The sequence below is a fragment of the Gordonia hankookensis genome (assembly GCF_014673215.1).
In the GTDB taxonomy this organism is placed as follows: domain Bacteria; phylum Actinomycetota; class Actinomycetes; order Mycobacteriales; family Mycobacteriaceae; genus Gordonia; species Gordonia hankookensis.
Window position 1 is genome coordinate 277,178 of the sequence record NZ_JACWMS010000001.1, and the last position, 25,690, is coordinate 302,867.

Sequence of the window (25,690 nt, forward strand, 5' to 3'; positions counted from 1 at the left end):
CGCCACCTGTCGGATGTCCGACCACTACAGTGATGCGGTGCACGACAACCCCTGCACTCGTCGACGGCGCGGCAGAGTCGTCTGGATCGTTCTCATGGCCGTCGTGACGATGGTCGGCGCCTGCGCCGCATGGTTTCCGGGAGTCACGGGTGAGGCCGCCGCGTCTCCCACCGATCCGCGACCGGCTGCCGGGTGCCCATCACTGCGGGCAGGCGACACCATCACCCGGTCGGTCACCGTAGGCGGGGTGCACCGGACGTATCGGATTCACGTTCCGGCCGACCACACCGGCGGGCAGCGGCTGCCGTTGGTCCTCGCCTTCCACGGCCGCGCCGAACGCGGTGTGACTTTCGAGCGCTATACCGGTCTGTCCTCGTTGCCCGCGATCATCGTGTACCCGGACGGGCTGCGCGGCACCGACGACCGCACGGCCTGGCAGGGCGCGCCCTACTCGTCGCCGCGCGCCGACGACATCGCGTTCACGCGCGCCATCCTCGGCGCAATGCGGACGAGCGCCTGCGTCGACCGGAATCGCACCTATGCGGTCGGACGATCCAATGGCGGCGGCCTGGTGGCGATGCTGGCCTGCCGGATGCCGCGGGAGTTCACCGGTTTCGCCACGATCAGCGCAGCGATCTACACCCGCACCGTGCAGGGATGTTCGCACGGTCCGCCGATCTCGCTGGTCGACTTCCACGGCACCGCCGACGGCGTCATCCACTACGGCGGCGGGACCAGATTCCACGCACGCTATCTCTCGACGCCTGCCTGGTTGCGGACCTGGTCCACCCGCGCCGGGTGTCCCGACACCACGATGACGATCCCGCTGAACTCCGTCGTCGATCGTGTTTCGTGGCCGTTCTGCGCGCTATCGGGTCACGCGATCGTGCACTACCGTATCCGCGGCGGAACCCACCGATGGCCGGGTTCGATGGGGAATGGAGTGCTCGGAAGCGCCGCCGACACCGTGTCGGCAACACAATTGTTGTGGCAGTTCTTCATGACTCACCCCCTCTACGGTTCGTCGTGATCGGATGCTTCCGGCCTAGCCTGGAGGCATGAGTACAGATCTCCCGACCATCGAGCTCACAACCGGCGCCCTGATTCCCCAGCTCGGTCTCGGCGTGTGGCAGGCCGACGACCGGGACACCGAGCACGCTGTCGGGTATGCGATCGGCACCGCGGGCTACCGCCACATCGACACGGCGGCGGCCTACGACAACGAGGCGGCCGTCGGGCGCGGTATCGCGAAGTCGGGAGTCGACCGATCCGAGATCTTCGTGACCACGAAATTGTGGAATGCCGACCACGGCGCCGATCGGGCGCACGCCGCGATCGACGCCAGCCTCGACAGACTGGGCCTCGACCACGTCAACCTCTACCTGATCCACTGGCCGCTCCAGGATGCCGCGCGGATGATCGAGACGTGGCGGGCGCTGATCGAGATCCGGGACTCCGGGAAGGCCACGTCGATCGGGGTCTCCAATTTCGAGCCGCACCATCTGACCGCGATCATCGACGCGACCGGGCAGGCACCGGCGGTCAATCAGGTGGAACTGCATCCCCGTCTGGCGCAACGAGAACTCCGCGCGTTCTGCGCCGACCGTGGGATCGCCGTGGAGGCCTGGAGTCCACTCGGCGGCAGCGGCGCCGGCTGGGGCGCGGATTCCATCCCGAACACCCTGCTCACCGACCCAACGGTGACCCGGGTCGCCGAACGCCACGGCCGCTCGACCGCCCAGGTGATGATCCGGTGGCACCTGCAGTCGGGCGTCATCGTGATCCCGAAGTCGGTGCACGACGAGCGCATCTCCGCGAACATCGACGTCCTCGACTTCGAGCTCGACGACGACGACATGGCCGAGATCGCGACACTCGACACCGGTGAGCGGGTCGGCGCACACCCCGACGAGCTGAACCTGGGCGCTCCCGACTAGGACGACGTCGGCGATGCTTCGGCATTGAGGTCACCATCTGTCCGCAAAACCCGGCAGGATGAATCCATGTTGGAAACGTCGGCCCGATTGCTGGCTCTGCTGACCTTGTTGCAGACGCGGCGCGACTGGTCGGGCGCGGACCTCGCCCGGCGCCTCGAGATCACCACCCGCACGGTCCGGCGGGACATCGACAAACTCCGTGAGCTCGGTTACCCGGTCGACGCGACCGTCGGCGTCGGCGGTGGGTACCGACTCGGCGCCGGTGCGGAGATGCCGCCACTGCTGCTCGACGACCAGGAAGTCCTCGCCGTCGCCCTCGGGCTCAACGAGATCACCACCGGCTCGGTGGCCGACATGGCGGATGCGTCCGCCGGAGCTCTCACCAAACTGCGTCAGGTGATGCCGTCGCGTCTGCGCCACCGACTCGATGCCCTGACCATGGAGGCGGTCCCGCGTGAATCGAGGACCTCGGTGTCGGGGGATGTACTCACCGAGATCGCGACGGCATGCCATCGCAGTGAACGCCTGCGATTCGACTACCGACGCGGCGACGGCGCGGAGAGTCGACGCGAGATCGAACCATATCGATTGGTCCGGAGCGGTTTGCGCTGGTACCTGGTCGGCTGGGACCTCGGCCGCGAGGATTGGCGATCCTTCCGCGTCGATCGGATGGAACCCAAGACTCCCACCGGGCCGCGTTTTTCTCCCCGGGAGCTGCCCGAGGGCGGGGCCACCGGCTATCTGACGCGCAGCCTCGGTGCGGTGTACCGGAAGGCCTCGGCGCGCGTGCGGATCCACGCACCGATGGATGTGGTCGAACCCATGGTCGACGCGGCGTGGGGCACCATCGAGGCCGGCGACGATCAGGGCTGCGAACTGGTGCTGTTCAGTACGTCGTTGGTGAGCATCGCCCGCTGGCTGCGGGCGTTCGAGGCCGACTTCACCGTGCTGGGCCCGCCAGAGTTGGTAGACGAATGCCGGGAGGCGGCGCAGTATCACGACGACCTCGCCGCCCGCTATCGACGAGCGGTGGACGGGGCGGCTTCGCGGTGAACGAGGTGTCCGCAGAAACGTTGTCCTGCACCGTGTCCCGACTGCGGGATGCCGGCTGTGTGTTCGCCGAGGAGGAAGCAGACCTGCTCATCGGAGATGCCGGCGACGCCGGCGAACTGGAAGCACTCCTCATGCGGCGGCTCGCGGGCGAACCGCTCGAGGTGGTACTCGGATGGATGACGTTCCGTGGTCTTCGGATCGAGGTCGATCCCGGCGTCTTCGTCCCCCGGCAACGGACCGCCTTCCTCGTCCGGCAGGCGCTGGCAATCACGCAGCCGGGTTCGATCGTCGTGGACCTCTGCTGCGGCACCGGTGCCATCGGCCTCGCGATCACGACCGAGCGGCCCGGCATCGAACTCCATGCCGGCGACATCGACCCGGTCGCCGTCCGGTGCGCGGCCCGCAACCTCTCGCCCGTCGGCGGTGCGACGTGGTGCGGGGACCTCTTCGATGCCCTGCCCGATCGACTCCACGGCACAGTCGACGTCGTCGTGGTCAACGCGCCCTATGTGCCGACCGCCGAGATCGCACTGATGCCGCCCGAGGCCCGCGACCACGAACCCCGACACACGCTCGACGGCGGTGGCGACGGTGTCGACGTCCATCGCCGGGTGGCGCGCTCCGTCGGACAGTGGTTGCGGCCCGGCGGGCACGTACTGATCGAGACCGGAACTGCCCAATCCGGCATGACCGCCGAGGCGCTGGCGGAGGCCGGACTCTGTACCACGGTCGCATCGTCGGAGCAGATGTGGGCGACGGTGGTGATCGGAGAACGACGATCGACATGAGCCGACCGACTGTGCTCCGTTCGGATGAACGGCACTCATGGCTGGGACGGGGCGGCGGCCCGTCAACGGTCATTGACAGTGGTGCGCGCAAAGGGATTTGAACCCCTGACCGCTGGTGTGTAAGACCAGAGCTCTACCGCTGAGCTATACGCGCCTGAGTGAACTCCGATGTCGAGACCGGTGAACACCAAGACATGAATGTAATGGCTCACCGGCCCCAACCCAAAACCAGAACCCAAACCCAGGGCCCAGAGCTCCGGCCCAACCTAGGGCCGAGGTCATCGAGCACCCATCTTCAGATGGCCGGGCCACATCGGCAGCTCTCGATCGGTCTGGTCCGAGATGGGCGCGGCTAGCGCGCGGCGAGCAGCGCCCTGTCCCACAACGCCTGCTCGCGCGCTTCGCCCGGGCCGACGACGTCGGCGAAGGCGACCGTTCCGTCACGCTCGATCAGAAACGTCCCGCGGTTCGGGTAACCGTTGTGTTCGTTGAAGACGCCGTACGCCTCGGCGACCGCACCATGGGGCCAGAAATCCGACAGGATCGGGAACAGGAACCCCTGCGCCGACGACCACACCTTGTGCGTCGGCGGTGGCCCGACCGACACGGCGACGGTACGCAGTCCGTCGTGGTCGAACTGCGGTTGATGATCCCTGATGTAGCCGAGTTCACCCTGACACGTCCCGGTGAACGCCAGCGGGAAGAACACCACCAGCACCTTGCCGTCGGCCCGCAGGGCAGACAGTGAGACGCGCTGGTTGTTCTGGTCCCGGAGTTCGAAGTCGGGAGCGGCGTCTCCCACGCGCAGCGGCGACGTCGGGAGAACCGTCCCCTCGCCGGTCATGTGCGCTTGCGGGTCTTCGGCTGTACCAGCCGTGACCCCGACCATCCCCCGAGACTCATCACATTGGTCTGTGTCAGACCGGCCGTCGGTGCGGACTCGGCGATCTCGCTGGGATCGACATGTCCGTCGGTGCCGGTCTTCGGCGAGAAGACCCAGACGTATCCATCGTCGGCCAGGGGTGAGATGGCGTCCATCAGTGCATCGACCAGGTCACCGTCGCCATCACGCCACCACAGCACGACGACGTCGACGACGTCATCTGCGTCCTCATCGACCATCTCACCGCCGATGACGTCTTCGATGTCGGCCCGCAGGGCGTCGTCGGTGTCTTCATCCCAACCCAGTTCCTGCACCACCATGCCGGACGTGAATCCCAGCTTGTGGGCGTTGTTGCCCCCAGCGCTGCTGGACTCTGTGGCGGCTACCACCGCGTGCGACCTCCCTGCCATGCGAATTCGACTGTCAGCTTAGGGAACAGCCTAAATGCTCAGAGTGCAACCCGAACAGGGGGCAGCCCGAATGTGTCTCACGGGGTGGGCGGCGGAGTGGGCGCCGACGACGGGCCTGCGTCGGAAGCACCGGACGTGGGCACCGGCGACGCTGCGACGGTCGGCGGCAGCGGGAGGTAGACCGAGCATGCGTTCAACGTTGCCTGCTTGTCCCGAGTCCATTGGGCGGCAACGGGATTGAGCCCGTCGAGTTGGCGCTGCCCGATGGCGGCACCGAGTCGTCCGGTGGAGTCGAGGAACCGGTTGGCCGGGTCCGCCACGTCGGCGGGGGTCGCCTCGGTCACCTGTTGCCGGATCAGGTCGGCCCCCGCGATCAGGCTTGCACGCGCCTTGTCGTCGAGGTCTCCCACGTCGCTGTAGGTGTGGACTTCGGTGAGTCGACGGACGAACGCGTTGTACCCGCGGACCATCACAACCATCGACGACATGGCCTCGCGGCAGAGTTTGCTCGCGTCGTCGCGTCCGGCTGACTCGCGCGACGCGGCGACATCGGAGCTGTAGGCGGCCACCTCACCGGGGGCCGCGGACCCGCTTCCGTCCACCGATGACGAGCATCCCGCCGCCGATGCCGCGAGGAGCATCGCGGCGCAGATCATCGTCGCAGCACGTACCGCCGACCGTCGTCGACCGGCCCTGTGTGCGGTGCTGCTCCTGCCGGTGTCCCGCATTGCGCTCCTGACCCACGAGTAACCAACACCAGAACGCTACCGCAGGTCGCGGCGGGTGGCAGCAAGGTTGACCACCCGATGCCAACCGCAGTGACATGGGGCACGATGAGAGGGGGACGCCGCGGTCCCGACATCATGGGAGCGGCCCCGTGTCATCGCACGCCGGACACCACCGTGAATCCGGCCGACCGAGGGAGTAGGCATAACAGTGACCGACCAGGCAGACCGCACGACGACCGCCACCCAGGGCAACGGCTCCAAGCCGGCAAAAACCCCCGCCGGCGGTGATCGCAACCGCGTTCGCGTCATCCGCGAGGGAGTCGCGTCGTACCTGCCGGACATCGACCCCGACGAAACCGGGGAATGGCTCGAGTCCTTCGACGACCTGCTCGATCACGCGGGTCCCGCCCGCGCCCGCTACCTGATGCTCCGACTCCTCGAACGCGCAGGCGAGAAGCGTGTCGCGATCCCATCGCTGACATCGACCGACTACGTCAACACCATTCCCACCGAGAACGAGCCATGGTTCCCGGGCGACGAGGAGGTCGAGCGCCGTTTTCGCGCGTTCATCCGCTGGAATGCCGCCATCATGGTCCACCGCGCCCAGCGTCCCGGTGTGGGCGTGGGCGGGCACATCTCCACCTACGCGTCGTCGGCCGCGCTCTACGAGGTCGGCTTCAACCACTTCTTCCGCGGTACCGACCACCCCGGCGGCGGTGACCAGGTCTTCATCCAGGGTCACGCGTCCCCGGGCATCTATGCCCGCGCCTTCCTGGAAGGGCGCATCGACGAGGCCCGGATGGACGGCTTCCGTCAGGAACACAGCCATGCCGGCGAGGGCGGCGGTCTGCCCTCGTACCCGCACCCGCGCCTCATGCCGGAGTTCTGGCAGTTCCCGACGGTGTCGATGGGACTCGGCCCGATGAACGCGATCTACCAGGCACGTTTCAACCACTACCTGCACGACCGCGGTATCACCGACACCTCCGACCAGCATGTGTGGGCCTACCTCGGCGACGGCGAGATGGACGAGCCGGAGTCGCGGGGTCTGGCCAGCTTCGCCGCCACGGAGGGCCTCGACAACCTCACCTTCGTCATCAACTGCAATCTGCAGCGCCTCGACGGCCCGGTCCGCGGAAACGGCAAGATCATCCAGGAGCTCGAGTCGTTCTTCCGCGGCGCCGGCTGGAACGTCATCAAGGTGATCTGGGGTCGCGAGTGGGACACCCTGCTGCACGCCGATCGTGACGGTGCGCTGGTGAACCTCATGAACACCACCCCCGACGGCGACTTCCAGACCTACAAGGCCAACGACGGCGCGTTCGTGCGCGAACACTTCTTCAACCGCGACCCGCGCACCAAGGAACTCGTCAAGGACCTCTCGGACGCCGAGATCTGGAATCTGAAGCGCGGTGGCCACGACTACCGGAAGATCCATGCCGCCTACGCGGCGGCGATGGCCCACAAGGGCCAGCCGACGGTGATCCTCGCGCACACCATCAAGGGCTACACGCTCGGCAAGCACTTCGAGGGCCGCAACGCGACCCACCAGATGAAGAAGCTGACTCTCGATGATCTGAAGGCCTTCCGCGACAGCACCCGCATCCCGATCACCGACGCGCAACTCGAGGAGAACCCCTACCTGCCGCCCTACTACCACCCGGGGCCGGAATCGCCGGAGATCCAGTACATGCTGGACCGGCGCAAGACCCTCGGCGGTTTCCTGCCTGCCCGGCGCACCACGTCCAAGGCACTGAAGCCCGACGTCAGCCGGGCGCTCAAGACCGCGGGCAAGGGTTCGGGCAAACAGCAGGTCGCCACCACCATGGCGCTGGTGCGCATCTTCAAGGATCTGTTGCGCGACAAGGAGATCGGCAATCGGATTGTGCCGATCATCCCGGACGAGGCACGGACTTTCGGGATGGATTCGTGGTTCCCGACCCTGAAGATCTACAACCGCAACGGACAGCTCTACACCTCTGTCGACGCCGAGCTCATGCTCGCGTACAAGGAGAGCGCCGAGGGCCAGATCCTGCACGAGGGGATCAACGAGGCGGGGTCGGCGGCGTCGTTCACCGCCGTCGGCACGTCGTACTCGACCCACGACGAACCGATGATCCCGCTCTACATCTTCTATTCGATGTTCGGTTTCCAGCGCACCGGCGACAGCCTGTGGGCGGCAGGTGACCAGATGGCCCGCGGGTTCGTCATCGGCGCCACCGCGGGGCGGACCACTCTGACCGGTGAGGGACTCCAGCACGCGGACGGCCATTCGCCGCTGCTGGCGGCCACCAACCCCGCGGTGGTGTCCTACGATCCCGCCTTCGCATTCGAGCTGGGTCACATCATCGCCGACGGCCTCGAACGGATGTACGGGGACGAGCCAGAGAACGTCTATTACTACCTGACCGTGTACAACGAGCCGATCAGTCAGCCGGCGCAGCCGGAGAATCTCGATGTCGCCGGCGTCCTCAAGGGCATCCATCGATTCACCGACGCCCCCCAGGGCAAGGAGTACCCCGCCAGCATCCTGGTGTCGGGCGTGACGATGCCCGATGCGCTGCGCGCCTCGGAGATCCTCGCCGAGGAGTGGAACGTCGGAGCCAACGTCTATTCCGTCACCTCGTGGAGTGAACTCGCCCGCGACGGCATCCGGGTCGATCGTGCGGCGGTGCGCGAACCCGCGGTCGATCACCCGCGGCCCTACCTGACGGAGCTCCTCGCGGACGTCGCCGGTCCGGTGGTCGCGGTGAGCGACTACATGCGCGGGGTGCCGGAGCAGATCCGCGCCTACGTACCCGGCACCTACCTCACCCTGGGCACCGACGGCTTCGGCTTCTCCGACACCCGGCCCGCTGCACGGCGGTTCTTCAACGTCGACGCGGAGTCCATCGTCGTGGCGGTGCTCGTGGCGCTGGCCCGGGACGGACACATCCCGTTCACCGTCGCGGCCGAAGCGGCGGAGAAGTATCAGATCACCGACGTCGCCGCGGCCCCGGAACAGACCAGCGATCCGGGCGTGGCCTGAGGGCACCGGCACGTTCACTCTGCGCCGGCCGACGATCTACGGATCGTCGGCCGGCGCATGGGCATAGATTGAGACGGTGAGCGATGCAGGCGTGAACCAGGAGCCACCGTCGGCCGACGTGTTCGGCGCGCGGGGTGCGCACGTCCCCGCACCGGCGACCGTGCACGACGCCCTGCCGGACACACTGCTGCGGCGGGTCAAGCAGTACAGCGGACGACTGGCCACCGAGGCCGTCCACTCGATGCAGGACCAGCTCCCCTACTTCGCCGACCTCGACGCGGCGCAACGCGCGAGCGTTCAGTTGGTCGTCCAGACCGCCGTCGTCAACTTCGTCGAGTGGATTCAGGACCCCGAGGGCAACGTCAAGTTCACCGTCCAGGCGTTCCAGGTGGTCCCGCAGGACCTGGCCCGGCGTATCACGCTGTTGCAGACCGTCGAGATGGTGCGCGTGGCGATGGAGTTCTTCGAGAAGTGGCTCCCACTGCTCGCCCGCAACGACGCCCAGCTCCGGGCGCTCACCGAATCGGTCCTGCGGTACGGCCGCGAGATCGGCTTCGCCGCCGCGTCCATCTACGCCTCGGCCGCCGAGTCGCGCGGCGCCTGGGACTCCCGCCTCGAGGCCCTCGTCGTCGACGCCGTCGTACGCGGTGACACCGGACCGCAGCTCCTGTCCCGGGCGGCCGCCCTCAACTGGGACTCGGACGCACCTGCCACCATCATCGTCGGAGCTCCGCCACCCGAGCAGAATGTCTCGGTGCCGCTGGCCATCCACAACACGGCGAAACAGTTCGACCGGTCCGCGCTGTCGGTCGTCCAGGGCACCTTCCTGGTCGCGATCATCAGCGGACCCGTCAAACCCGGCGAGCGGTTCGTCACCGAGTTGCTGACCCATTTCGCCGACGGCCCGGTGGTGATCGGACCGACGATGCCGAACCTCGGCAGCGCACACGCGAGTGCCAGCGAGGCGATGTCCGGTATCGCAGCAGTGGTCGGGTGGCCGAACGCACCGCGCCCGGTCCACAGTCTCGAATTGCTGCCCGAACGCGCGCTCAACGGCGACACCGCGGCGATGGCCACATTGAACGAGTCGTTGGTCCGCCCCCTGGCGAAGGGTGGCAGCACCCTCAACGCGACGCTCGAGGCCTATCTCGACTCTGGGGGCTCGGTCGAGAGTTGCGCCCGTGTTCTGTATATCCATCCAAATACGGTTCGTTACCGACTGAAGAAAATTTCGGAAATCACAGGACGTGATCCAACTAACCCTCGCGACGGGTATGTCCTGAGGGTCGCGGCGACTGTTGGTCGATTGACACACTTCCAAAACGAAACGCACTCACAAGCCACATGAGCCACACCAGCCACAGCCTTGTTTTCACGTTTGCGCTGATCACACTCCCTGGGACACGTTTCGATAACGCATCTCAAAGTGGTGTCGAACCAGGTGTGGGTTAGATCAAGTTTGTGGGAACCCCACAAAAGGTCGCGACAAGGTTCATGGGGCTCAACACCCACAAAGACCCCTCGGACAGTGTTCTCTGGTCACGTGCTTTCGATGCTTGCGCCCGGCCAGGGCTCACAGACACCCGGGATGCTGTCCCCGTGGTTGGAACTTGCCGGTGCCCGCGACCAACTCGCGACGTGGTCGAAGCTGATCGGCCTCGATCTCGAGCGCCTCGGTACCACCGCGACTGCGGACGAGATCACCGACACGGCGGTGACCCAGCCGCTCGTGGTCGCGTCGGCGCTGCTGGCTCATCAAGAACTCGCGAGGCGTTCGGAACTGCCCGCCGATGCGATCGTCGCGGGCCATTCGGTCGGTGAGCTCGCCGCCGCCGCGATCACCGGTGTCATCAGCAGCGACGAGGCAGTGTCGCTCGCCGCCATCCGTGGCGCCGAAATGGCCAAGGCCTGCGCACTCGAGCCCACGACGATGGCCGCGGTTCTCGGTGGCGACGAATCCGCCGTCCTCGCGCGCCTCGACGAACTCGATCTCGTCCCGGCCAATCGCAACGCGGCCGGCCAGATCGTCGCGGCCGGCACCGTCGCAGCCGTCGATGAACTGATCGCCAACCCGCCGGAAAAGGCTCGCACGCGTAAACTCGCAGTGGCGGGAGCGTTCCATACGCGATTCATGGCCCCAGCGCAGGAGGCCGTCGCCGCGGCCGCGGCGAAGATCACCCCCGCAGATCCCCATCGGACGCTGTTGTCCAACTTCGATGGCCAACCTGTAACGAATGGCGCCGAAGCGCTGACAAGACTAGTGGGACAGGTGACAAAACCGGTCCGCTGGGACCTGTGCTCCGCGTATATGCGCGAGCGGGCCGCCACTGCCGTCGTCGAGCTTCCGCCCGCGGGCACGCTCGTCGGCATTGCCAAGCGAGAGTTGAAGGGCACGCCCACCCTGGCGCTGAAATCGCCCGACGACCTCGACAACATCACCGAACTTGGATAGCGGTCACGGCGAGAGGCCGTGACCCCCGGAAGACCGGCTCCCCGGTTGTCCAACCACTCACGGGCGGGATGCTCGTGAGTGCTCCGGAGAACATCAAAGCAAAACAAGAAGGGAACCACATCGTGGCTGCCACCCAGGAAGAACTCATCGCCGGCATCGCCGAGATCATCGAGGAAGTCACCGGCATCGAGCCGTCCGAGGTGACGTTGGAGAAGTCGTTCGTCGACGACCTCGACATCGACTCGCTCTCGATGGTGGAGATCGCCGTGCAGACCGAGGACAAGTACGGCGTGAAGATCCCGGACGAGGATCTCGCCGGCCTCCGCACCGTCGGCGACGCCGTCGCCTACATCCAGAAGCTCGAGACGGAGAACCCCGAGGCTGCTGCCGCCATCCAGGCCAAGGTCGAGGCAGACAAGAACTCGTGAGCTCCCCATCCCTCCGCGAATACTCGACGCTGGGCGGGAACTTCCCGAGCGTGGTGGTCACCTCCATGGTGGCCACCACCTCGCTGGGCGAAGATCTCGACACCACGTGGAAGAAGCTGGTGGCGGGTGAGTCGGGCATCCGTGAACTGACTGACGACTTCGTCACCAAGTACGGCGACCTGCCGTGCCGCATCGGTGGCCGTCTCGTCAAGGATCCGTCCGAAGAAGTGACGCGCGTCGAAGCACGCCGGATGGCCTACGTCGAGCGCATCGCACATGTCATGAGCAAGCGCCTGTGGGCCCAGGCGGGCGAGCCGGAGGTCGATCCCGACCGTCTGGCCGTCGTCTTGGGCACCGGTCAGGGTGGCGGAGATGCGATGGTCGATGCCGTCAAGGCGATCGAACAGTCGGGCAACTACCGCAAGGTCTCGCCGCTGGCGGTCTCGATGGCGATGCCGAACGGTCCGGCCGCCGTCACCGGACTCAATGTCGGTGCACGCGCCGGCGTGATCACCCCTGTCTCGGCGTGCTCGTCGGGTGCAGAGGCCATCGCACACGCGTGGCGCCACATCGTCATGGGTGACGCCGACATGGTCGTCACCGGTGGCGTCGAGGGACACATCGACGCGATTCCGATCGCGGCGTTCTCGATGATGCGTGCGATGAGCACGCGCAACGAGGATCCTGCTGGTGCCTCGCGGCCGTTCGACAAGGATCGTGACGGCTTCGTGTTCGGCGAGGGCGCGGCGATGATGATCATCGAGCGCGAAGAGCATGCCAAGGCACGTGGTGCACACATCCACGCTCGCCTGCTCGGCGCCGGTATCACTTCGGACGGTTTCCATCTGGTCGCGCCGGACCCGAGTGGCCAGGGCAACGCCCGTGCCATGACCCGTGCGATCCAGACGGCAGGCCTCACCAAGGCCGACATCAGTCACATCAACGCACATGCGACGTCGACCCCCATCGGCGACACGGCCGAGGCGGCAGGCATCAACGCCGCAGTCGGTCAGCATGCCGCGGTATATGCGCCCAAGTCGGCGCTCGGTCACTCCATCGGCGCAGTCGGGGCGCTGGAGTCCGTGCTCACCATCAAGAGCGTCGAGGAGGGTGTCATACCTCCCACGCTCAACCTGCAGAACCAGGATCCAGAGTGCGACGTCGACGTCGTTCACGGTGAAGCCCGTTACGGGCAGATCGATTACGCGTTGAACAACTCGTTCGGATTCGGTGGGCACAACGTCGCGCTCGCTTTCGGTCGCTACTGATACACCACCCCGACACCACAGGAGACAGCGATGACCACATTGGCTCCCATCACCGGCCATGAGGAAGCTGCGGATCCCAGCGATCCGCTGCTCCGGTTGACCAACTTCTTCGACGAAGGCTCGATGTCGCTTCTGCACGCTCGCGACAAGTCGGGAGTGCAGGCCGCAATCGGCTCGGTCAACGGCGTTCGTACTGTCTCTTATTGCACCGATGGCACCGTGATGGGCGGTGCCATGGGTGTGGTGGGTTGCGCTCACATCGTGAACGCAATCGACACCGCCATCACCGAACAGACGCCGGTCATCGGCATCTGGCATTCCGGTGGTGCCCGACTCGCGGAGGGCGTCGAGGCGCTCCACGCGGTCGGCCAGGTCTTCGAGGCGATGGTCCGCGCCTCCGGCTACGTGCCGCAGATCTCGGTGGTCGTCGGCTTCGCCGCCGGGGGCGCCGCATACGGACCGGCACTCACCGACGTCGTGATCATGGCCCCGGCCGGCCGCGTGTTCGTCACGGGCCCCGACGTGGTCAAGAGCGTCACCGGCGAATCCGTCGACATGGAATCGCTCGGTGGTCCGCTCACCCACGGCAAGAAGTCGGGCGTGTGCCACATCATCGCCGACTCAGAGCCGGACGCGTACTGGCGCGCACGCCGACTCGTGTCGACGTTCAGCCGGCAAGGGCACTTCAATCGGGAACAAGCCGAGGCAGGCGATGTCGACCTCAAGGCGTTGTTGCCCGAATCGAATCGTCGCGCCTACGACGTGCATCCGATCGTCGAGCAGATGCTCGACACCCAGATGGCCGCCGACGGCGAAACCGAGATCTCCACTTTCGAAGAGCTGCAGGCGAAGTGGGCTCCGAATATTGTGGTGGGATTCGGTCGCCTCTCCGGCCGCAGCGTCGGCGTCATCGCCAACAACCCGCTCCGTATGGGCGGCTGCCTCAACTCCGAGAGCGCCGAGAAGGCAGCACGATTTGTCCGCCTGTGCGACGCCTTCGGCATCCCGCTGATCGTCGTGACCGATGTCCCCGGCTACCTGCCCGGCGTCGGCCAGGAATGGAATGGTGTGGTGCGTCGCGGGGCCAAGCTGCTGCACGCCTTCGCCGAATGCACCGTTCCGCGTGTGACGTTGGTGACGCGCAAGATCTACGGCGGTGCCTATATCGCGATGAACGCACGCGCCCTCGGCGCCACCGCGGTCTTCGCGTGGCCGGGCTCAGAGGTCGCCGTGATGGGCGCCAAGGCGGCCGTCGGCATCCTCCACAAGAAGGCGCTGGCCGCCGCACCGGACGACGAGCGGGAAGCTCTGCACGAACGTCTGACAGTCGAACACGAGGCCATCGCCGGCGGACTGGGTCGCGCCCAGTCGATCGGTGTGGTCGACGACGTGATCGACCCCGCGACCACCCGCAGTCGCATCGCCGAGGCACTGGCAGCAGCACCTGCACGGCGTGGTCGTCACAAGAACATCCCGCTCTGACCCTCAGCCGGGCGGCACGCTCGGCGATCTCGATACGGCGCCTCGCTACGCTCGGTGCCTACTCGATCAGCATGACCAGGCCCCGCACGAGGTGTCCCTACCTGCCGGTCGAGTAGCGGCGACGAAGGAGCCGCGTATCGAGACCCCCACTCGCCGGTCGAGTAGCGGCGACGAAGGAGCCGCGTCCCCACTCGCCGGTCGAGTAGCGGCGACGAAGGAGCCGCGTATCGAGACCCACCCACCGACACAGCAATTCGGCCCCGGTAGTTCGCTACCGGGGCCGAATCTCGTATCGACGGTCGAAATCGGTACCGCCGAGGGGTCTATCCGACGCGTTGCTGGAGCCAGGTCACCTCGGCACCGGCGCCGCCCATCCGGTACGACTCGAGGGCGTCGTCCCAGGCCGTACCGAGGGCGGCCTCGAGTTCGCCGGCCAGTCCGGCACTGTCGGGCTGGGATTCGATCAACGTGCGAAGCTGCATCTCGCCGATCATGACGTCGCCGCTCGCGCTCGTGGAGCCACGCCACAGCCCGAGGCCCGGTACGTAGCTGAAGCGCTCGCCGTCGACGCCGTCGCTGGCGTTCTCGGTCACCTCGAAACGTAACGCAGACCACTCCCGCAGCGCCGTCACCAGGCGCGCGGCAGTGCCGACCGGGCCGGCCCAGTCAACGGTCGCACGTTGCATACCGGGGTCGGCCTCTTGCGCAGACCACTTCAGGTTGGCCCGCGCATTCAGGGTCGACGACAGAGCCCACTCGACATGCGGGCACAGCGCCACCGGCGCCGAGTGGATGTACACCACTCCTGTCGTCCTGTCCGCAAACTGACTCAGATTGCGCACCTTGTTCACCTCCGGTTTCGACGAGGAACGTCTTCCCCAACACACCTCGGAAACCAGATATCACACTTGTGTGGTTAATTGTGCCTCAAGTTGCCCGTGTTGCGCCAGTTTCTGGAGTGCTTTCTCAGGTTTCCCGATCACCGTGACCACTCGGCGACGACCGCGTCGTTGAAGTCCGTCCACAGCGGCTTGGACCACGCTCCGAATGCGCGGTCGGTGAGCACGACGCATGCCGTGGTCAGAACCGGATCCACCCAGAGGAACGTGCCGCTCTGGCCGAAATGGCCGAAGGTTCGCGGTGAGTTCTGCGTCCCCGTCCAGTGCGGTTTCTTCTCGGCCCGGATCTCGAATCCCAACCCCCAATCGTTGGGGCGGTGTTTGCCGTATCCGGGGACGAAGCCGTCGAGACCGGGGAACTGCACCGATGACGCGCGAGCTGCCAGGTCCGGCGACAGCATGGTCGCCGACAGGAGTTCGGTGGCAAAGCGCCCCAGATCGGCGGTCGTCGAACGGGCCCCGTGACCGGCAGGCCCCGCCAACTCGGTCGACGACAGGCCGAGGGGTTCACAGACCGCCTCGTCGAGGTAATCGGCGAAAGCGATGTCGGTCGCACGCTCGACCGTCTCGGCGAGCACCTCGAAACCCGAACTCGAGTAGATGCGTTGAGTCGCCACCGGCGCCGCGACCTCGCGGCTGTCGAAGGCGAGTCCCGACGCGTGAGCGAGCAGGTGCGCGACGGTGGCCCCCGGCGGACCGGCGGCGTCGTCGAGCTCGACGGCGCCTTCTTCCACCGCAACGAGAACCGCCTCGGCCACAAGGAGTTTCGTGACCGAGGCGAGCTCGAAGACACGATCGGGGTCGCCGAATTGCTCGACGACCCCGTTCGCGGTGACAACGGCGGCCGACACGTGGTCGACCGGCCAGCCGGCTAATGCATCAAGTGGCGACACACCGCACGACATTACCGTTCGTGGTACTCAGTGATCCTCGTCGGTGTACCGGATCACGCCGCGGATGTTCCGGCCCTCGAGCATGTCCTGGTATCCCTCGTTGATCTGGTCGAGGCGGTACTGACGGGTGATCATGTCGTCGATGTTGAGCTTGCCCATGCGGTACATCGAGAGCAGCTGCGGGATGTCGAGCTTCGGGTTGGCGCCGCCGAAGATCGAGCCCTGCAGGTTCTTCTGCAGCAGTGTCAGCATCGCGAGGTTGAGGGTCACCTCGGACTCCATCATGTTGCCCATGCCGGTCAGCACACAGGTGCCGGCCTTGGCGGTGATGCCCATCCAGGTGTCGACGTCTTTGCCGTGCACCTCCCCCACGGTGACGATCACCTTGTGGCACATGTGCCCGTGGGTGAGCTCCGCGATGCTCATCGCAGCCTCTTCGACCGACGCGAAGGTGTGCGTGGCGCCGAACTTCATCGCCTGCTCACGCTTCCACTCCACCGGATCGATGGCGATCACGTTGCGCGCACCGGAGATCACGGCACCCTGCAGCGCGGCCGTGCCGACCCCGCCGACGCCGACGATCGCCACGTCTTCACCCGGGCGGACGTGGCCGCTGCGGGTGGACGACCCGTACCCGGTCGGGATACCGCAGCCACACAGGGCGGCGACCTCGAACGGGATGTCCTTGTCGATCTTCACCGCCGACGCCTCGTGGACGACCATGTACGGCGAGAAGGTGCCGAGCAGCGTCATCGGATAGACGTTCTCGCCCTTCGCGGTGTGAATGCGGAAGGTGTTGTCCGACACGGCTTCACCCTGCAAGAGCATCGCCCCGAAGTCGCACAGGTTGGCGAGACCGGCCTTGCACGACGGGCACTTGCCACACGACGGGATGAACGACAGGACCACATGGTCGCCGACCTCGAAGTCGGTGACCCCCTCTCCCACTTCGGCCACGACTCCGGCGCCTTCGTGTCCACCGAGGATCGGGAATCCCGCCATCGGGATTCCGCCGGTCATCAGGTGGTGGTCGGAATGGCACATTCCGGCCGCTTCCATCCTGATCTTGATCTCGCTGCGCTGCGGATCGCCGATCTCGATCTCTTCGATCTCCCACGGCTTGTTGAGTTCGCGCAGCAGCGCACCCTTGGTCTTCACTTCACTTCCTCCACTTGTAGACACGCGTCATCCGACGGATCGATCCCCCCGACAGACGCAAGACAACCTATGAGAGACCCTAGTCACTCACGACCAAAAATGAAACGTGTTCTAGTCGCGATTCTCGTGACGTGACCCGGCAGCGGCTCGGATCAGTGGGCCAGGCCGGCGTCCTTGCTCCCGTACGACGCACGCAAAGTCGGCTTGACCACCTTGCCGCCCGCATTTCGGGGCAGGACGTCGACGATCACGATCTCCTTCGGATGCTTGAACCGCGCAAGATTCTCGTTGAGATACGGCTCGAGCTCGGCGAGGGTGAGGTCGTCGATGCCCTCGGCGAGGACCACGACGGCGACCGGCACCTCTCCCCATTTCTGGTCGGCACGACCGATGACGGCGGCCTCGGCGACCTTCGGGTGACCGAACAGGGCGTTCTCCACCTCGGCGCAGTAGATGTTCTCGCCACCGGAGATGATCATGTCCTTGGCGCGATCCACCACGTAGAGGAAACCCTCCTCGTCCTCGCGCACGAGGTCACCCGAGTGGAACCACCCGCCGTGGAACGCATCAGCCGTCCCCTGCGGGTTCTGCCAATAGCCCTTCATCATGTTCGGGCCGCGGTAGACGATCTCCCCCACCTCCCCGCGGGCGACATCGCGCATCTCCGGGTCGACGACCCGAGCGGTCACCGCCGGAACGACCTTCCCGATCGACCCGATCTTCCGCAGGGCATCCCGGCCCTCGAGCACGCAGGTGATCGGAGACATCTCGGTCTGACCGAAGACCGCGACGTTGACGGCGTCCGGGAAGGTCTCGTTCATCGCGTTCAAGACGGTGTCCGACGCCGGTGCCGCACCCCAGCTGATCACTCGCAGCTTGAGATCCCGCGGTTTGGCCTGCTGCGCAGCGCACACCGCCTGCCACTGGGCCGGCACCAGGAAGATCGAGGTCGTGCCCTCACGCTCCAGGGTGTCGAGCATGTCGTTCGGATCGAACGCACCGAGCGGATGGATCACCGACAACGCGCCCATGTAGATCAGCGGCGTCATGGCACCGAGACCCGCGATGTGGAACATCGGTGCGACGCAGGCCCCGATGTCGTCCCGCGAAGTCTGCAACGCCTGCAGACAGGTCACCGCCTGCGCCTGCAGATTGGTGTGGGTCAGCATGGCACCCTTGGGCTTTCCCGTGGTGCCGGACGTGTACATGATGAGCGAGACGGTATCTTCCGGTACGTCGATCTCCGGCAGATCGGATGAATCCTCGGCCACCAGCGCCTCGAAATCGAGATGGGCATCGACCTCGGTACCGCCCGCGACGATGATCGACTCGATGGCACCGGTCGAGGCGCTGACCGCATCCGCCAACGGCGCCAGCATCGACTCGGTGACGATGAGCTTCGATCCGCTGTCGGTCACCAGGAACCCGATCTCCGCGGGACTCATCCGGATGTTGACCGGCACGGGGATCGCACCGATCAGGTTGGCGCCGAGCACCGCCTCGACGTACTCGGTGCGGTTCAGCATGAGGATGAGGATGCGGTCCCCGAATTGCACTCCTCGCCGGCTGAGCGCCGCGGCGAACCCGCGCGCCCGCTCGTCGAGCTCGGCCCACGTGGTGACCGTGCCCTGGAACTTGAGGGCGGGCCGGTCGGGCGTCATGAAGGCGTGCCGGCGCACCTGGTTGTTCCAGTGGTTGCGGCGTGACCGCAACGGCTCGGTGGTCAGATCACTGCCGGGATCGATCGCGGCGGTCATGGGTGTCTCCTGTCCTGTGACGCTGTGACGGTCACGGTTTCGGGTCGGGTGTGATCGGTCGAAGTGTGGTCCGGCACACTCCGCCAAAGGCCGCCGATCAGCGCTTGGCGCCGGCGAAAGCGGCCATTGCCGCCTGGAACTCGGCAGATTGCAGCAGAGTCGTCTGCCCCTCGAGCTCGCGGTCGAGCGCCTTGTCGAAATCGGCCATCGAGTGGGCGTCGAGCGCCGCCTTGGTCAGTCGCAGTGCGCTCGCCGACGACGTCGCCAGCTTTGCCACCGCCGCGCCGACCGATGCGTCGAGCGCCGTCCGGTCGGCGACGACCTTCGTGATCAGACCGGCGTCGAATGCCTCTGCGGCGGGGAGCTTCTCACCGAGAAGGGCCATCGCGTTGGCCCTGGCGCGACCCACCGCCGCCGTCACCGACATGGAGGCCCCGCCGTCGGGCATCAGACCGATGTTGATGAAGGCCAGCAGGAAGTAGGAGCGCTCGGTCGCGTAGATCAGGTCGGCGGCCAGTGCCAGCGAGGCTCCGATCCCGGCGGCCGGACCGTCCACGACGGCGACGACGGGCACCCCGACACTGCGAACCGCACGCGCGAGATCCGATCCGGACGAGATGACGCCACGGGCCTGCGTCGCGTCGAGACCACCACCCGGCCCCCCGGCCGCGTCGGCGATGTCGATGACGTCGGCACCGGTACTGAAACTCCCACCGACGCCCTCGATCACCACGACACGAACATCCCCACGCGTCGACCAGTCGTCGAATGCATCGATGATGGTGCGACTCGCCGCCCCGTTCAGCGCATTCATCCGATGCGGCCGGTCGATCTCGATCCGGGCCACCCCTCGGTCATCCACACTGACCCGGACCTCGTCCGCACCGGCCGCATTGTCGCTCACGCTGCCTCGCCCCTCACTCGTTTCCTGATACCGACCCCTCGGGTCGGACGTCGACCACACTACTACCACGGTGCGATCCAGATCACGAGAATACTCGTTAACTTATCGATGCGAAAGGTGCCGTTTTGCTGGCATTTCTCGCTTCAGAGTCCAAACCGAGATGGTGAACGTCGACTCCGACTATGCTCGCACGACATGACCGCCCAGCCGACGCCACCGGCGACACCGCACACCGACCGCGTGCGCCGTCGCCGACCGGCCGACCGACGCGACGTCATCCTGCGGTCGGCGGCCAAGGCCTTCAGCGCGAACGGCTACCACGCGGTCCGTCTCGACGACATCGCCGACGCCGCCGGGGTCTCCGCACCGGCGCTCTATCGGCATTTCCCGAACAAATACGCGCTGTTCTCGGAGACCGCGCGCAACCTCGCAGACGCGCTCGCCGACGCCACCGGGTCGATCCCGCACGACCCGGACCATCCCGAGATCGAGCTGCGTGGGCTGCTGGCGGCGCTCACCGGTGCATCGATCGACAACCGCCGCACCGGCGGTCTCTACCACTGGGAGGCCGATTACCTCCACACCGACGATGCGCGATATGTGCGGGACATCGTCATCGCCCAGCATCGACGGATCCGTGCCGCACTTCGCCGGGCGCGGCCTCACCACGACGCCGAGTCCGCCGATCTGATCACCGCGGCGATGACGAGTGTCGTCGCCAGCCCGGCGACCCACCGCGCGGCGTTGCCTGCGCGCCAGATCAGCGATCTGATCACCGGGGCGGCCATGTCGCTGAGCGATGCCGATCTGCCCACCCGGCCCGAAGCCGACACCGACCCTCCGCCGACCGGGCTGTCGCCGACGTCCAAACGCGAGGTACTCCTCACCGAGGCGATGAAACTCTTCGCGGCACAGAGCTTTCGCGAGGTGACCATCGACGACATCGCACGCGCGGCCGACCTGCCGTCGTCCGGGGTCTACCGGCATTTCGAGAGCAAGGCGGCGATCCTGCAAGCCGCGTTCTGGCGCACATCCGATCGCGTCACCGCCTTGATCGCCGACGCGCTGTCGTCGTCGAGTACACCGAGGGAGGCCATCGTCGCCCTCGTGACCCGCTACGTCGATCTGTGCTGCACCAACACCGCGATGTTGTCGGTGTATGTGTCCGAGATCGGCAACGTGGCACCAGCCCAGCGGACCGAACTGCGCAATCAACAACGCATCAACGTCGAAGAATGGGCTGCGTGGCTCACCCGGGAGAGGCCCGAGCTCACCGCCGTCGCGGCCCGTTTCCTCGTCCAGGCCGCGCTCAACGTCACCATCGATCTGACTCGCCTGAGTCGCAGGCCGACGCCCGAGCGGATCTCCGCACTCGGACTCCGACTGCTGCTCGGCAGTGCGGATTCAGCTGGCGCAGATTCAGCGGGCGCGGATTCGGCCGGCGGGTCAGACGGTGTCGAGATCGGCGAGTAGCCAGCGACCATCCCGCCGTTCCAAGGTCACCTTGACCCTGGACTGGTACGGGATCCCTTCGGGCACTTCCGCACTCACCTGCGGCGAGGTCACCGTCTGGTCCAGGGTCACCAGAACCACGGCCTTGCCGTTCGAAATAGATTGCAGCCCTGCCTCTTTGGAATCCGCGCGGGAAGTCCCCCGGGCGGCGGCATTGCCGCGACGGGCATCTTGGGACGAGGTGATGTACGACTTGGCGAACTCTGGCGTCGCGATGTCGTGAATCCGCCGGTCGAGGTCCCCGTAGTTCGCCGGGTCGTAGGTGGCCACTGCTGCGGCATAACGCTGCGCCGATTCCATTGCGTCCTGACGAGCAACCTCCGATGGCCCGCTCGCATCTGCACGTCGGTCGGCCTGGTGCGCCGCATACGCGAAGTAGGCCGTGGTCACGGCCAGCACGACGACCAGCACCGACAAGGCGATGATCAGCATGCGTGATCGCCGGGACACGCCCCGAGGTGGTGCCGTCACGCGGCCGGGCGTCCGACCGGCAGCTGCCCCTGCGGAACCGTCTCCCTCGTCCGGTGTCCCATTCGGCGAGCCGTTCGCGCTCGAGTCGTCCGCAGTCTGCCGACCCCGCCGCCGCGACTCACGCTCGGCCTTCTGCCGGGCCTGCTCCCGAAGGCGTTCCCGGTTGGTGCGGTTGACAGCCAGGAAGTCGTCGCCGTCGAGGGGGGTCACCTCGCCCGGATCGCGGGCGTCGTCACGAGGTCGGTCGAGCACCGCGTCGGCGTCGCTCTCGGCCGCGGTCGGCCGCTGGGACTTGGGCATGCGACCAATGTAGCGACTCGATTCGGCGCTCCGGTGACGCCTATCAGATATATGTGCGCTACCTTGAGGGTCGACACAGAACTGAGAAACCGGGTTCGGCTCCGAGGATGGCTACTCGGCGCGGTCCCATCGACCGGCTACGGTGGCACGAATGAGACCCAGCGCGACATCCTCGCAAAGCCCTGCGGGCGCCGAGCGTTCCGCGCCCGCGCAACGCCTGCGACGTCGGCCGCAGCTGTCCGAAGAGGTGGCCACCCACCTTCGGGAACAGATCATGACCGCCGCCATCCGCCCCGGCGATTACGTGCGGATGGACGAGACCGCGGAACGTCTCGGCGTGAGTGTGACCCCGGTCCGCGAAGCCCTGCTGACGCTGCGCGGTGAGGGCATGGTGAACCTCGCGCCGCACCGCGGCTACATCGTCGCCGAACTCAGCCGAACCGACGTCGACGATCTCTTCTGGCTGCAGGGTGAAATCGCCGTCAAGCTCGCACTGCGTACCGCCGACGCGATCACGACGGAACAGATCACCGACCTGGAGCGTCACAACCAACAGCTCCGCGATGCACTGGAACTCGGCGACGGCGAGCAGGTGGCGATCGCCGAGTTCCAGTTCCACCGGGCGCACAACCTGGTGGCCGCAGGCGGAAAGCTCGCCTGGTTCCTCCTGAGCGCGACCCGCTACACGCCGTCACAGCTGTACGCCACCGATCCCGAGTGGGGCAAGGTGGCCGTCGATTCACACGCGAAACTCATCGAGGCCTACCGCGTCGGCGATCGCGACCAGATCGTCGAGCAGACACGCCGCCAATTCACCGACGGCGCAACCAGGCTCACCCGGCATCTGGAGACGACCGGCATCTGGGACGACCAGCAGTAGACTCGCCGGCCACACCAGCCCACCGCCATGCACCGCTCCGGGTCGGGTAGGGTGGATTCGTGGCGCCGCCCAGGGCGGGGCTGGTCACCCCCGACGACCAGCTCCGCCCTGGGCGGCGCTGATACATTTCGGGACCTCGACGTTCACAGGCGGCCGAGATCAGACGACACCCATCGTTGGGCGCGCAACACCACCTTGGTCTGAGCACCATGGTTCTCCCACGCGAAGTCGACGTACCCCGCGACCTTCTCGGCAGGCAGATAACGCGCCGCCATCTCGGTGAGTTGCTCGCGCGTCCCGTCCGTGTAGCTCTCGATGTCTCCCGAGACCGACACGTACCGGATCGTCGGTTCCAGTGTCTCCACCATGAGGCTGCAACGCCCGGCTTCCCGGATGAGTGCAAGCTTGCGCGATGACGTCCCGGTGAGGAACCAGACAGATCCCCCGGGCGCGTACTGGTACCAGATGGGGACCACGAGAGGTGCACGGTCGGGACCCGCCTCGGCGGCCAGGGCGGCGATATGGGGCTCGGCCAGGAACAGTTCTCGTTCTGATCGGGTGAGTGCCATGGCGCCACAGTAAGCCGCGGCAACGACAAGAACGCCCGCCTCCGGCATCGCTGCAGGTGACGGGCGTTCTGTTGCTCCCCCAACTGGACTCGAACCAGTAACCGTTCGATTAACAGTCGAATGCTCTGCCAATTGAGCTATGGGGGATTGTGCTCGAACCGAGTGCTGACTTTAGCGCATGGACACTCCCGACAACAAAACGCCTGCATCAGTACCGGCGGTGCGGCGGTCGATGCCTCGTTCGGGCATGGACCGCCACACCCCCTGGGCGGATCCGCACGTTGCTCAGTGGCCGGCGACCACGTCCGCCTCGTCGACGGTGACCGGCGTGCGGGCACCCGGGAGGAACCAGTAGGCGATGCAGACGATGCCGAACAACAGATAGCCGAGTGCCACTTCCGGATTGGCAGCCCAACTCACCTCGGGCGCATGGATGAGGCCGATGAACGACAAGACCGCACCGACACCACAGGCGATCGCGGCGATGTGGAATTTCTTGTCCACGATGAACGTGACGATCGCGCCGAGCACCAACCCCACCAGGACGGCACCCTCACCGAGGGTCCGCAGTCCCTCGTAGACGACGCCGGCGTTGTTGAGCGCGTCGTCGCCGACCTGTGACGCTGTGGTACCCGCCGCGCTCAGCGCGTTGTCGATCATCCCGGATCCCCATTGGGCGAGGTTCGGCAGGATGGCCGCCACCACCGCGACCGCGTGGATGCGCGGTACGGCCTGGAAGGCCTGCGCACCGATGAGTAGTCCGATGTAGAGCAGGATCGGCACGATCGCCGGCACCGGCAGCAAGGCCTCGAGCACCCCGAACAGTCCGACGAAGCAGAGGACTCCGATCGCCACGCCGCTCGCGAGCGAATAGCTCGAGCGGCCGCCTGCGTCTTTCCAGCCGGGATGCCCGATGTACACCGCGGGCGGGAAGGGCGAACCGAAGGCCGCTCCGATGCAGGCGCCGGCACCGTCGGCCAACAGGACGCTGCGCAGGTTGTAGTTGTCTCCTGCCGCGGCCGCACTCTCCACGTTGCTCATCGCCTCGGTGAAGTTGTACACGCCGAGCGGGATGGCCGTGCCGAGGAGCGGGGCGAGATCGCTCAGTCCCGAGAAGAGCATGTCGAACCGCTGGTCCGGGATGCCGACCGCGATGTCCGACACCGCCTGGGTGAGATCGGGTACGGACATGAACCCACCGATCCAACCGATGGCGGTACCGACCAGCAGGGCGGCGAGACCCACCGGGATGTTGCCGGGCAGGCGCACATCGGTGAAGAAGCCGATCAGGATGATGGCAAGCACCGGGAGTCCGATCCAGGCCGCTTCCCACATCTGCGCCGCGGGTCGCATCGCGATGAAGGTGATGGAGATACCTGCCAGTGTCCCCAGCATGGCCGCGCGCGGGGTGATCTTACGTACGTACGGCCCGACGAAGGCTCCGATCATCACGATCACGCCGATCATGAAGGCCCAGGCCAGGCCTGCTTCCCACGCCTGCATCGCATCGTCGGTGGCGAGATACACCGGCAGCATCACGACGAACACCACGATGAACATGTGCGGCACGCTCGGACCGTACGGGAGGGCGGTCACATCGTCGCGACCCTCGCGGCGTGCGAGCCGTCGCGCCAGGAAGGTGTAGTACACGTTGCCGAGGATGAGGGCGACGCCGAGTGCGGGCAGCACCGTGCCCAGGACATCTCCCGGTGACAGCTTGACCACCCCGATCATCAGGCCGGTCAAGGTGAGGACGTTCACCAGGATGTTGAACCCCAGCCCGAAGAAGGCGTTGGTGTCGCCACGCGTCCACCATGGCACCGTGACGGATGGGGCGGAGGGCGGATCAGCGGGTGGTGCGGGTTCGGTGGTGGTACTCATCGGCTTCGA

The 25,690-nt window shown here is 66.4% G+C and carries 23 protein-coding genes and 2 tRNA genes; 12 read left to right on the forward strand and 13 right to left on the reverse strand.

Features of this window, described 5'->3' with window-relative positions; genetic code table 11:
* Window positions 1–94 precede the first annotated feature (94 nt).
* From IDF66_RS01255 to IDF66_RS01270, 4 genes are all read left to right on the forward strand, one after another.
* Window positions 95–1,030 (forward strand): alpha/beta hydrolase family esterase, encoded by a 936-nt coding sequence (locus IDF66_RS01255; protein WP_223309081.1) that lies wholly within the window; start codon window positions 95–97, stop codon window positions 1,028–1,030.
* Between the two features lie 28 nt (window positions 1,031–1,058).
* Window positions 1,059–1,937, forward strand: coding sequence for an aldo/keto reductase (locus IDF66_RS01260; RefSeq protein WP_190265479.1), 879 nt, complete (start codon window positions 1,059–1,061; stop codon window positions 1,935–1,937).
* A 66-nt stretch (window positions 1,938–2,003) separates the two neighbouring features.
* Window positions 2,004–2,990 carry a helix-turn-helix transcriptional regulator gene (locus IDF66_RS01265; protein WP_190265480.1) on the forward strand — a complete coding sequence of 329 codons (987 nt, stop codon included), beginning with the start codon at window positions 2,004–2,006 and terminating at the stop codon, window positions 2,988–2,990.
* 5 nt (window positions 2,991–2,995) lie between these two features.
* On the forward strand, window positions 2,996–3,778 hold the full coding sequence (locus IDF66_RS01270; protein ID WP_317628543.1) for a putative protein N(5)-glutamine methyltransferase: 783 nt from the start codon (window positions 2,996–2,998) through the stop codon (window positions 3,776–3,778).
* Between the two features lie 79 nt (window positions 3,779–3,857).
* On the opposite strand, the gene IDF66_RS01275 is transcribed toward IDF66_RS01270, so the two are convergent.
* The 4 genes from IDF66_RS01275 to IDF66_RS01290 form a co-directional block, all read right to left on the reverse strand.
* Window positions 3,858–3,932 (reverse strand) — tRNA-Val (locus IDF66_RS01275).
* Between the two features lie 198 nt (window positions 3,933–4,130).
* Window positions 4,131–4,622: a peroxiredoxin gene (locus tag IDF66_RS01280; protein ID WP_164309199.1), complete on the reverse strand. Its 492-nt coding sequence runs from the start codon at window positions 4,620–4,622 to the stop codon at window positions 4,131–4,133.
* Complete coding sequence (locus IDF66_RS01285) at window positions 4,619–5,050, reverse strand: DUF3052 domain-containing protein (RefSeq protein WP_164309198.1); 432 nt, start codon at window positions 5,048–5,050, stop codon at window positions 4,619–4,621. The genes IDF66_RS01280 and IDF66_RS01285 overlap by 4 nt, the downstream gene beginning before the upstream one ends.
* Before the next feature lie 98 nt (window positions 5,051–5,148).
* On the reverse strand, window positions 5,149–5,799 hold the full coding sequence (locus IDF66_RS01290) for a hypothetical protein (protein WP_190265482.1): 651 nt from the start codon (window positions 5,797–5,799) through the stop codon (window positions 5,149–5,151).
* Window positions 5,800–6,007: 208 nt separating this feature from the next.
* On the opposite strand from IDF66_RS01290, the gene aceE reads away from it, so the two are divergent.
* The 6 genes from aceE (at window position 6,008) to IDF66_RS01320 (ending at window position 14,457) form a co-directional block, all read left to right on the forward strand.
* Window positions 6,008–8,827, forward strand: a complete 2,820-nt coding sequence (gene aceE / locus IDF66_RS01295; RefSeq protein ID WP_190265483.1) for a pyruvate dehydrogenase (acetyl-transferring), homodimeric type — start codon at window positions 6,008–6,010, stop codon at window positions 8,825–8,827.
* 76 nt (window positions 8,828–8,903) lie between these two features.
* Window positions 8,904–10,175: a PucR family transcriptional regulator gene (locus tag IDF66_RS01300; RefSeq protein WP_164309196.1), complete on the forward strand. Its 1,272-nt coding sequence runs from the start codon at window positions 8,904–8,906 to the stop codon at window positions 10,173–10,175.
* Window positions 10,176–10,370: 195 nt separating this feature from the next.
* The gene (locus IDF66_RS01305; protein ID WP_164309195.1) at window positions 10,371–11,279 is read left to right on the forward strand and encodes an ACP S-malonyltransferase; all 909 of its coding nucleotides are present in this window, start codon (window positions 10,371–10,373) and stop codon (window positions 11,277–11,279) included.
* Between the two features lie 122 nt (window positions 11,280–11,401).
* A complete protein-coding gene (gene acpM, locus IDF66_RS01310) occupies window positions 11,402–11,707 on the forward strand; it encodes a meromycolate extension acyl carrier protein AcpM (protein ID WP_164309194.1) in 306 nt (101 codons plus the stop codon).
* Window positions 11,704–12,975: a KasA/KasB family beta-ketoacyl-ACP synthase gene (locus IDF66_RS01315; RefSeq protein ID WP_164309193.1), complete on the forward strand. Its 1,272-nt coding sequence runs from the start codon at window positions 11,704–11,706 to the stop codon at window positions 12,973–12,975. The genes acpM and IDF66_RS01315 overlap by 4 nt, the downstream gene beginning before the upstream one ends.
* 30 nt (window positions 12,976–13,005) lie before the next feature.
* Entirely contained in the window at window positions 13,006–14,457 is a 1,452-nt protein-coding gene (locus tag IDF66_RS01320; protein ID WP_190265484.1) for an acyl-CoA carboxylase subunit beta, read from the forward strand.
* A 323-nt stretch (window positions 14,458–14,780) separates the two neighbouring features.
* Here IDF66_RS01320 and IDF66_RS01325 read toward each other — a convergent pair whose 3' ends face one another.
* From IDF66_RS01325 to IDF66_RS01345, 5 genes are all read right to left on the reverse strand, one after another.
* On the reverse strand, window positions 14,781–15,299 hold the full coding sequence (locus IDF66_RS01325; RefSeq protein ID WP_190265485.1) for a DUF3145 domain-containing protein: 519 nt from the start codon (window positions 15,297–15,299) through the stop codon (window positions 14,781–14,783).
* 137 nt (window positions 15,300–15,436) lie between these two features.
* On the reverse strand, window positions 15,437–16,249 hold the full coding sequence (locus IDF66_RS01330) for a serine hydrolase domain-containing protein (RefSeq protein WP_190265486.1): 813 nt from the start codon (window positions 16,247–16,249) through the stop codon (window positions 15,437–15,439).
* A 27-nt stretch (window positions 16,250–16,276) separates the two neighbouring features.
* On the reverse strand, window positions 16,277–17,407 hold the full coding sequence (locus IDF66_RS01335) for an NDMA-dependent alcohol dehydrogenase (RefSeq protein ID WP_164309185.1): 1,131 nt from the start codon (window positions 17,405–17,407) through the stop codon (window positions 16,277–16,279).
* 152 nt (window positions 17,408–17,559) lie between these two features.
* Window positions 17,560–19,164 carry a fatty-acid--CoA ligase FadD5 gene (gene fadD5, locus IDF66_RS01340; protein WP_190265487.1) on the reverse strand — a complete coding sequence of 535 codons (1,605 nt, stop codon included), beginning with the start codon at window positions 19,162–19,164 and terminating at the stop codon, window positions 17,560–17,562.
* A 97-nt stretch (window positions 19,165–19,261) separates the two neighbouring features.
* The gene (locus tag IDF66_RS01345) at window positions 19,262–20,068 is read right to left on the reverse strand and encodes an enoyl-CoA hydratase-related protein (protein ID WP_317628544.1); all 807 of its coding nucleotides are present in this window, start codon (window positions 20,066–20,068) and stop codon (window positions 19,262–19,264) included.
* A gap of 195 nt (window positions 20,069–20,263) precedes the next feature.
* On the opposite strand from IDF66_RS01345, the gene IDF66_RS01350 reads away from it, so the two are divergent.
* The gene (locus tag IDF66_RS01350; protein WP_190265488.1) at window positions 20,264–21,541 is read left to right on the forward strand and encodes a TetR/AcrR family transcriptional regulator; all 1,278 of its coding nucleotides are present in this window, start codon (window positions 20,264–20,266) and stop codon (window positions 21,539–21,541) included.
* Here IDF66_RS01350 and IDF66_RS01355 read toward each other — a convergent pair.
* Window positions 21,515–22,351, reverse strand: a complete 837-nt coding sequence (locus tag IDF66_RS01355) for a hypothetical protein (RefSeq protein ID WP_190265489.1) — start codon at window positions 22,349–22,351, stop codon at window positions 21,515–21,517. The genes IDF66_RS01350 and IDF66_RS01355 overlap by 27 nt on opposite strands.
* Before the next feature lie 151 nt (window positions 22,352–22,502).
* On the opposite strand from IDF66_RS01355, the gene IDF66_RS01360 reads away from it, so the two are divergent.
* Window positions 22,503–23,231, forward strand: coding sequence for a GntR family transcriptional regulator (locus IDF66_RS01360; protein ID WP_164309178.1), 729 nt, complete (start codon window positions 22,503–22,505; stop codon window positions 23,229–23,231).
* Between the two features lie 143 nt (window positions 23,232–23,374).
* Here IDF66_RS01360 and IDF66_RS01365 read toward each other — a convergent pair whose 3' ends face one another.
* The 3 genes from IDF66_RS01365 to IDF66_RS01375 all read right to left on the reverse strand — a co-directional run bounded on the left by IDF66_RS01365 (window position 23,375) and on the right by IDF66_RS01375 (window position 25,681).
* A complete protein-coding gene (locus IDF66_RS01365; RefSeq protein ID WP_190265490.1) occupies window positions 23,375–23,800 on the reverse strand; it encodes a pyridoxamine 5'-phosphate oxidase family protein in 426 nt (141 codons plus the stop codon).
* 74 nt (window positions 23,801–23,874) lie between these two features.
* Window positions 23,875–23,947 (reverse strand) — tRNA-Asn (locus tag IDF66_RS01370).
* A gap of 138 nt (window positions 23,948–24,085) precedes the next feature.
* Complete coding sequence (locus IDF66_RS01375) at window positions 24,086–25,681, reverse strand: SulP family inorganic anion transporter (RefSeq protein ID WP_190265491.1); 1,596 nt, start codon at window positions 25,679–25,681, stop codon at window positions 24,086–24,088.
* Window positions 25,682–25,690 lie beyond the last annotated feature (9 nt).

Excerpts from the sequence above, each read along its gene's own strand:
- IDF66_RS01255 (WP_223309081.1), top strand. The coding sequence starts at position 95 with ATGGCCGTCGTGACGATGGTCGGCGCCTGCGCCGCATGGTTTCCGGGA.
- IDF66_RS01260 (WP_190265479.1), top strand. The coding sequence starts at position 1,059 with ATGAGTACAGATCTCCCGACCATCGAGCTCACAACCGGCGCCCTGATT.
- IDF66_RS01265 (WP_190265480.1), top strand. The coding sequence starts at position 2,004 with ATGTTGGAAACGTCGGCCCGATTGCTGGCTCTGCTGACCTTGTTGCAG.
- IDF66_RS01280 (WP_164309199.1), bottom strand. The coding sequence starts at position 4,622 with ATGACCGGCGAGGGGACGGTTCTCCCGACGTCGCCGCTGCGCGTGGGA.
- IDF66_RS01290 (WP_190265482.1), bottom strand. The coding sequence starts at position 5,799 with ATGCGGGACACCGGCAGGAGCAGCACCGCACACAGGGCCGGTCGACGA.
- IDF66_RS01320 (WP_190265484.1), top strand. The coding sequence starts at position 13,006 with ATGACCACATTGGCTCCCATCACCGGCCATGAGGAAGCTGCGGATCCC.
- fadD5 (WP_190265487.1), bottom strand. The coding sequence starts at position 19,164 with ATGACCGCCGCGATCGATCCCGGCAGTGATCTGACCACCGAGCCGTTG.
- IDF66_RS01350 (WP_190265488.1), top strand. The coding sequence starts at position 20,264 with ATGACCGCCCAGCCGACGCCACCGGCGACACCGCACACCGACCGCGTG.
- IDF66_RS01355 (WP_190265489.1), bottom strand. The coding sequence starts at position 22,351 with ATGCCCAAGTCCCAGCGGCCGACCGCGGCCGAGAGCGACGCCGACGCG.
- IDF66_RS01360 (WP_164309178.1), top strand. The coding sequence starts at position 22,503 with ATGAGACCCAGCGCGACATCCTCGCAAAGCCCTGCGGGCGCCGAGCGT.
- IDF66_RS01365 (WP_190265490.1), bottom strand. The coding sequence starts at position 23,800 with ATGGCACTCACCCGATCAGAACGAGAACTGTTCCTGGCCGAGCCCCAT.
- IDF66_RS01375 (WP_190265491.1), bottom strand. The coding sequence starts at position 25,681 with ATGAGTACCACCACCGAACCCGCACCACCCGCTGATCCGCCCTCCGCC.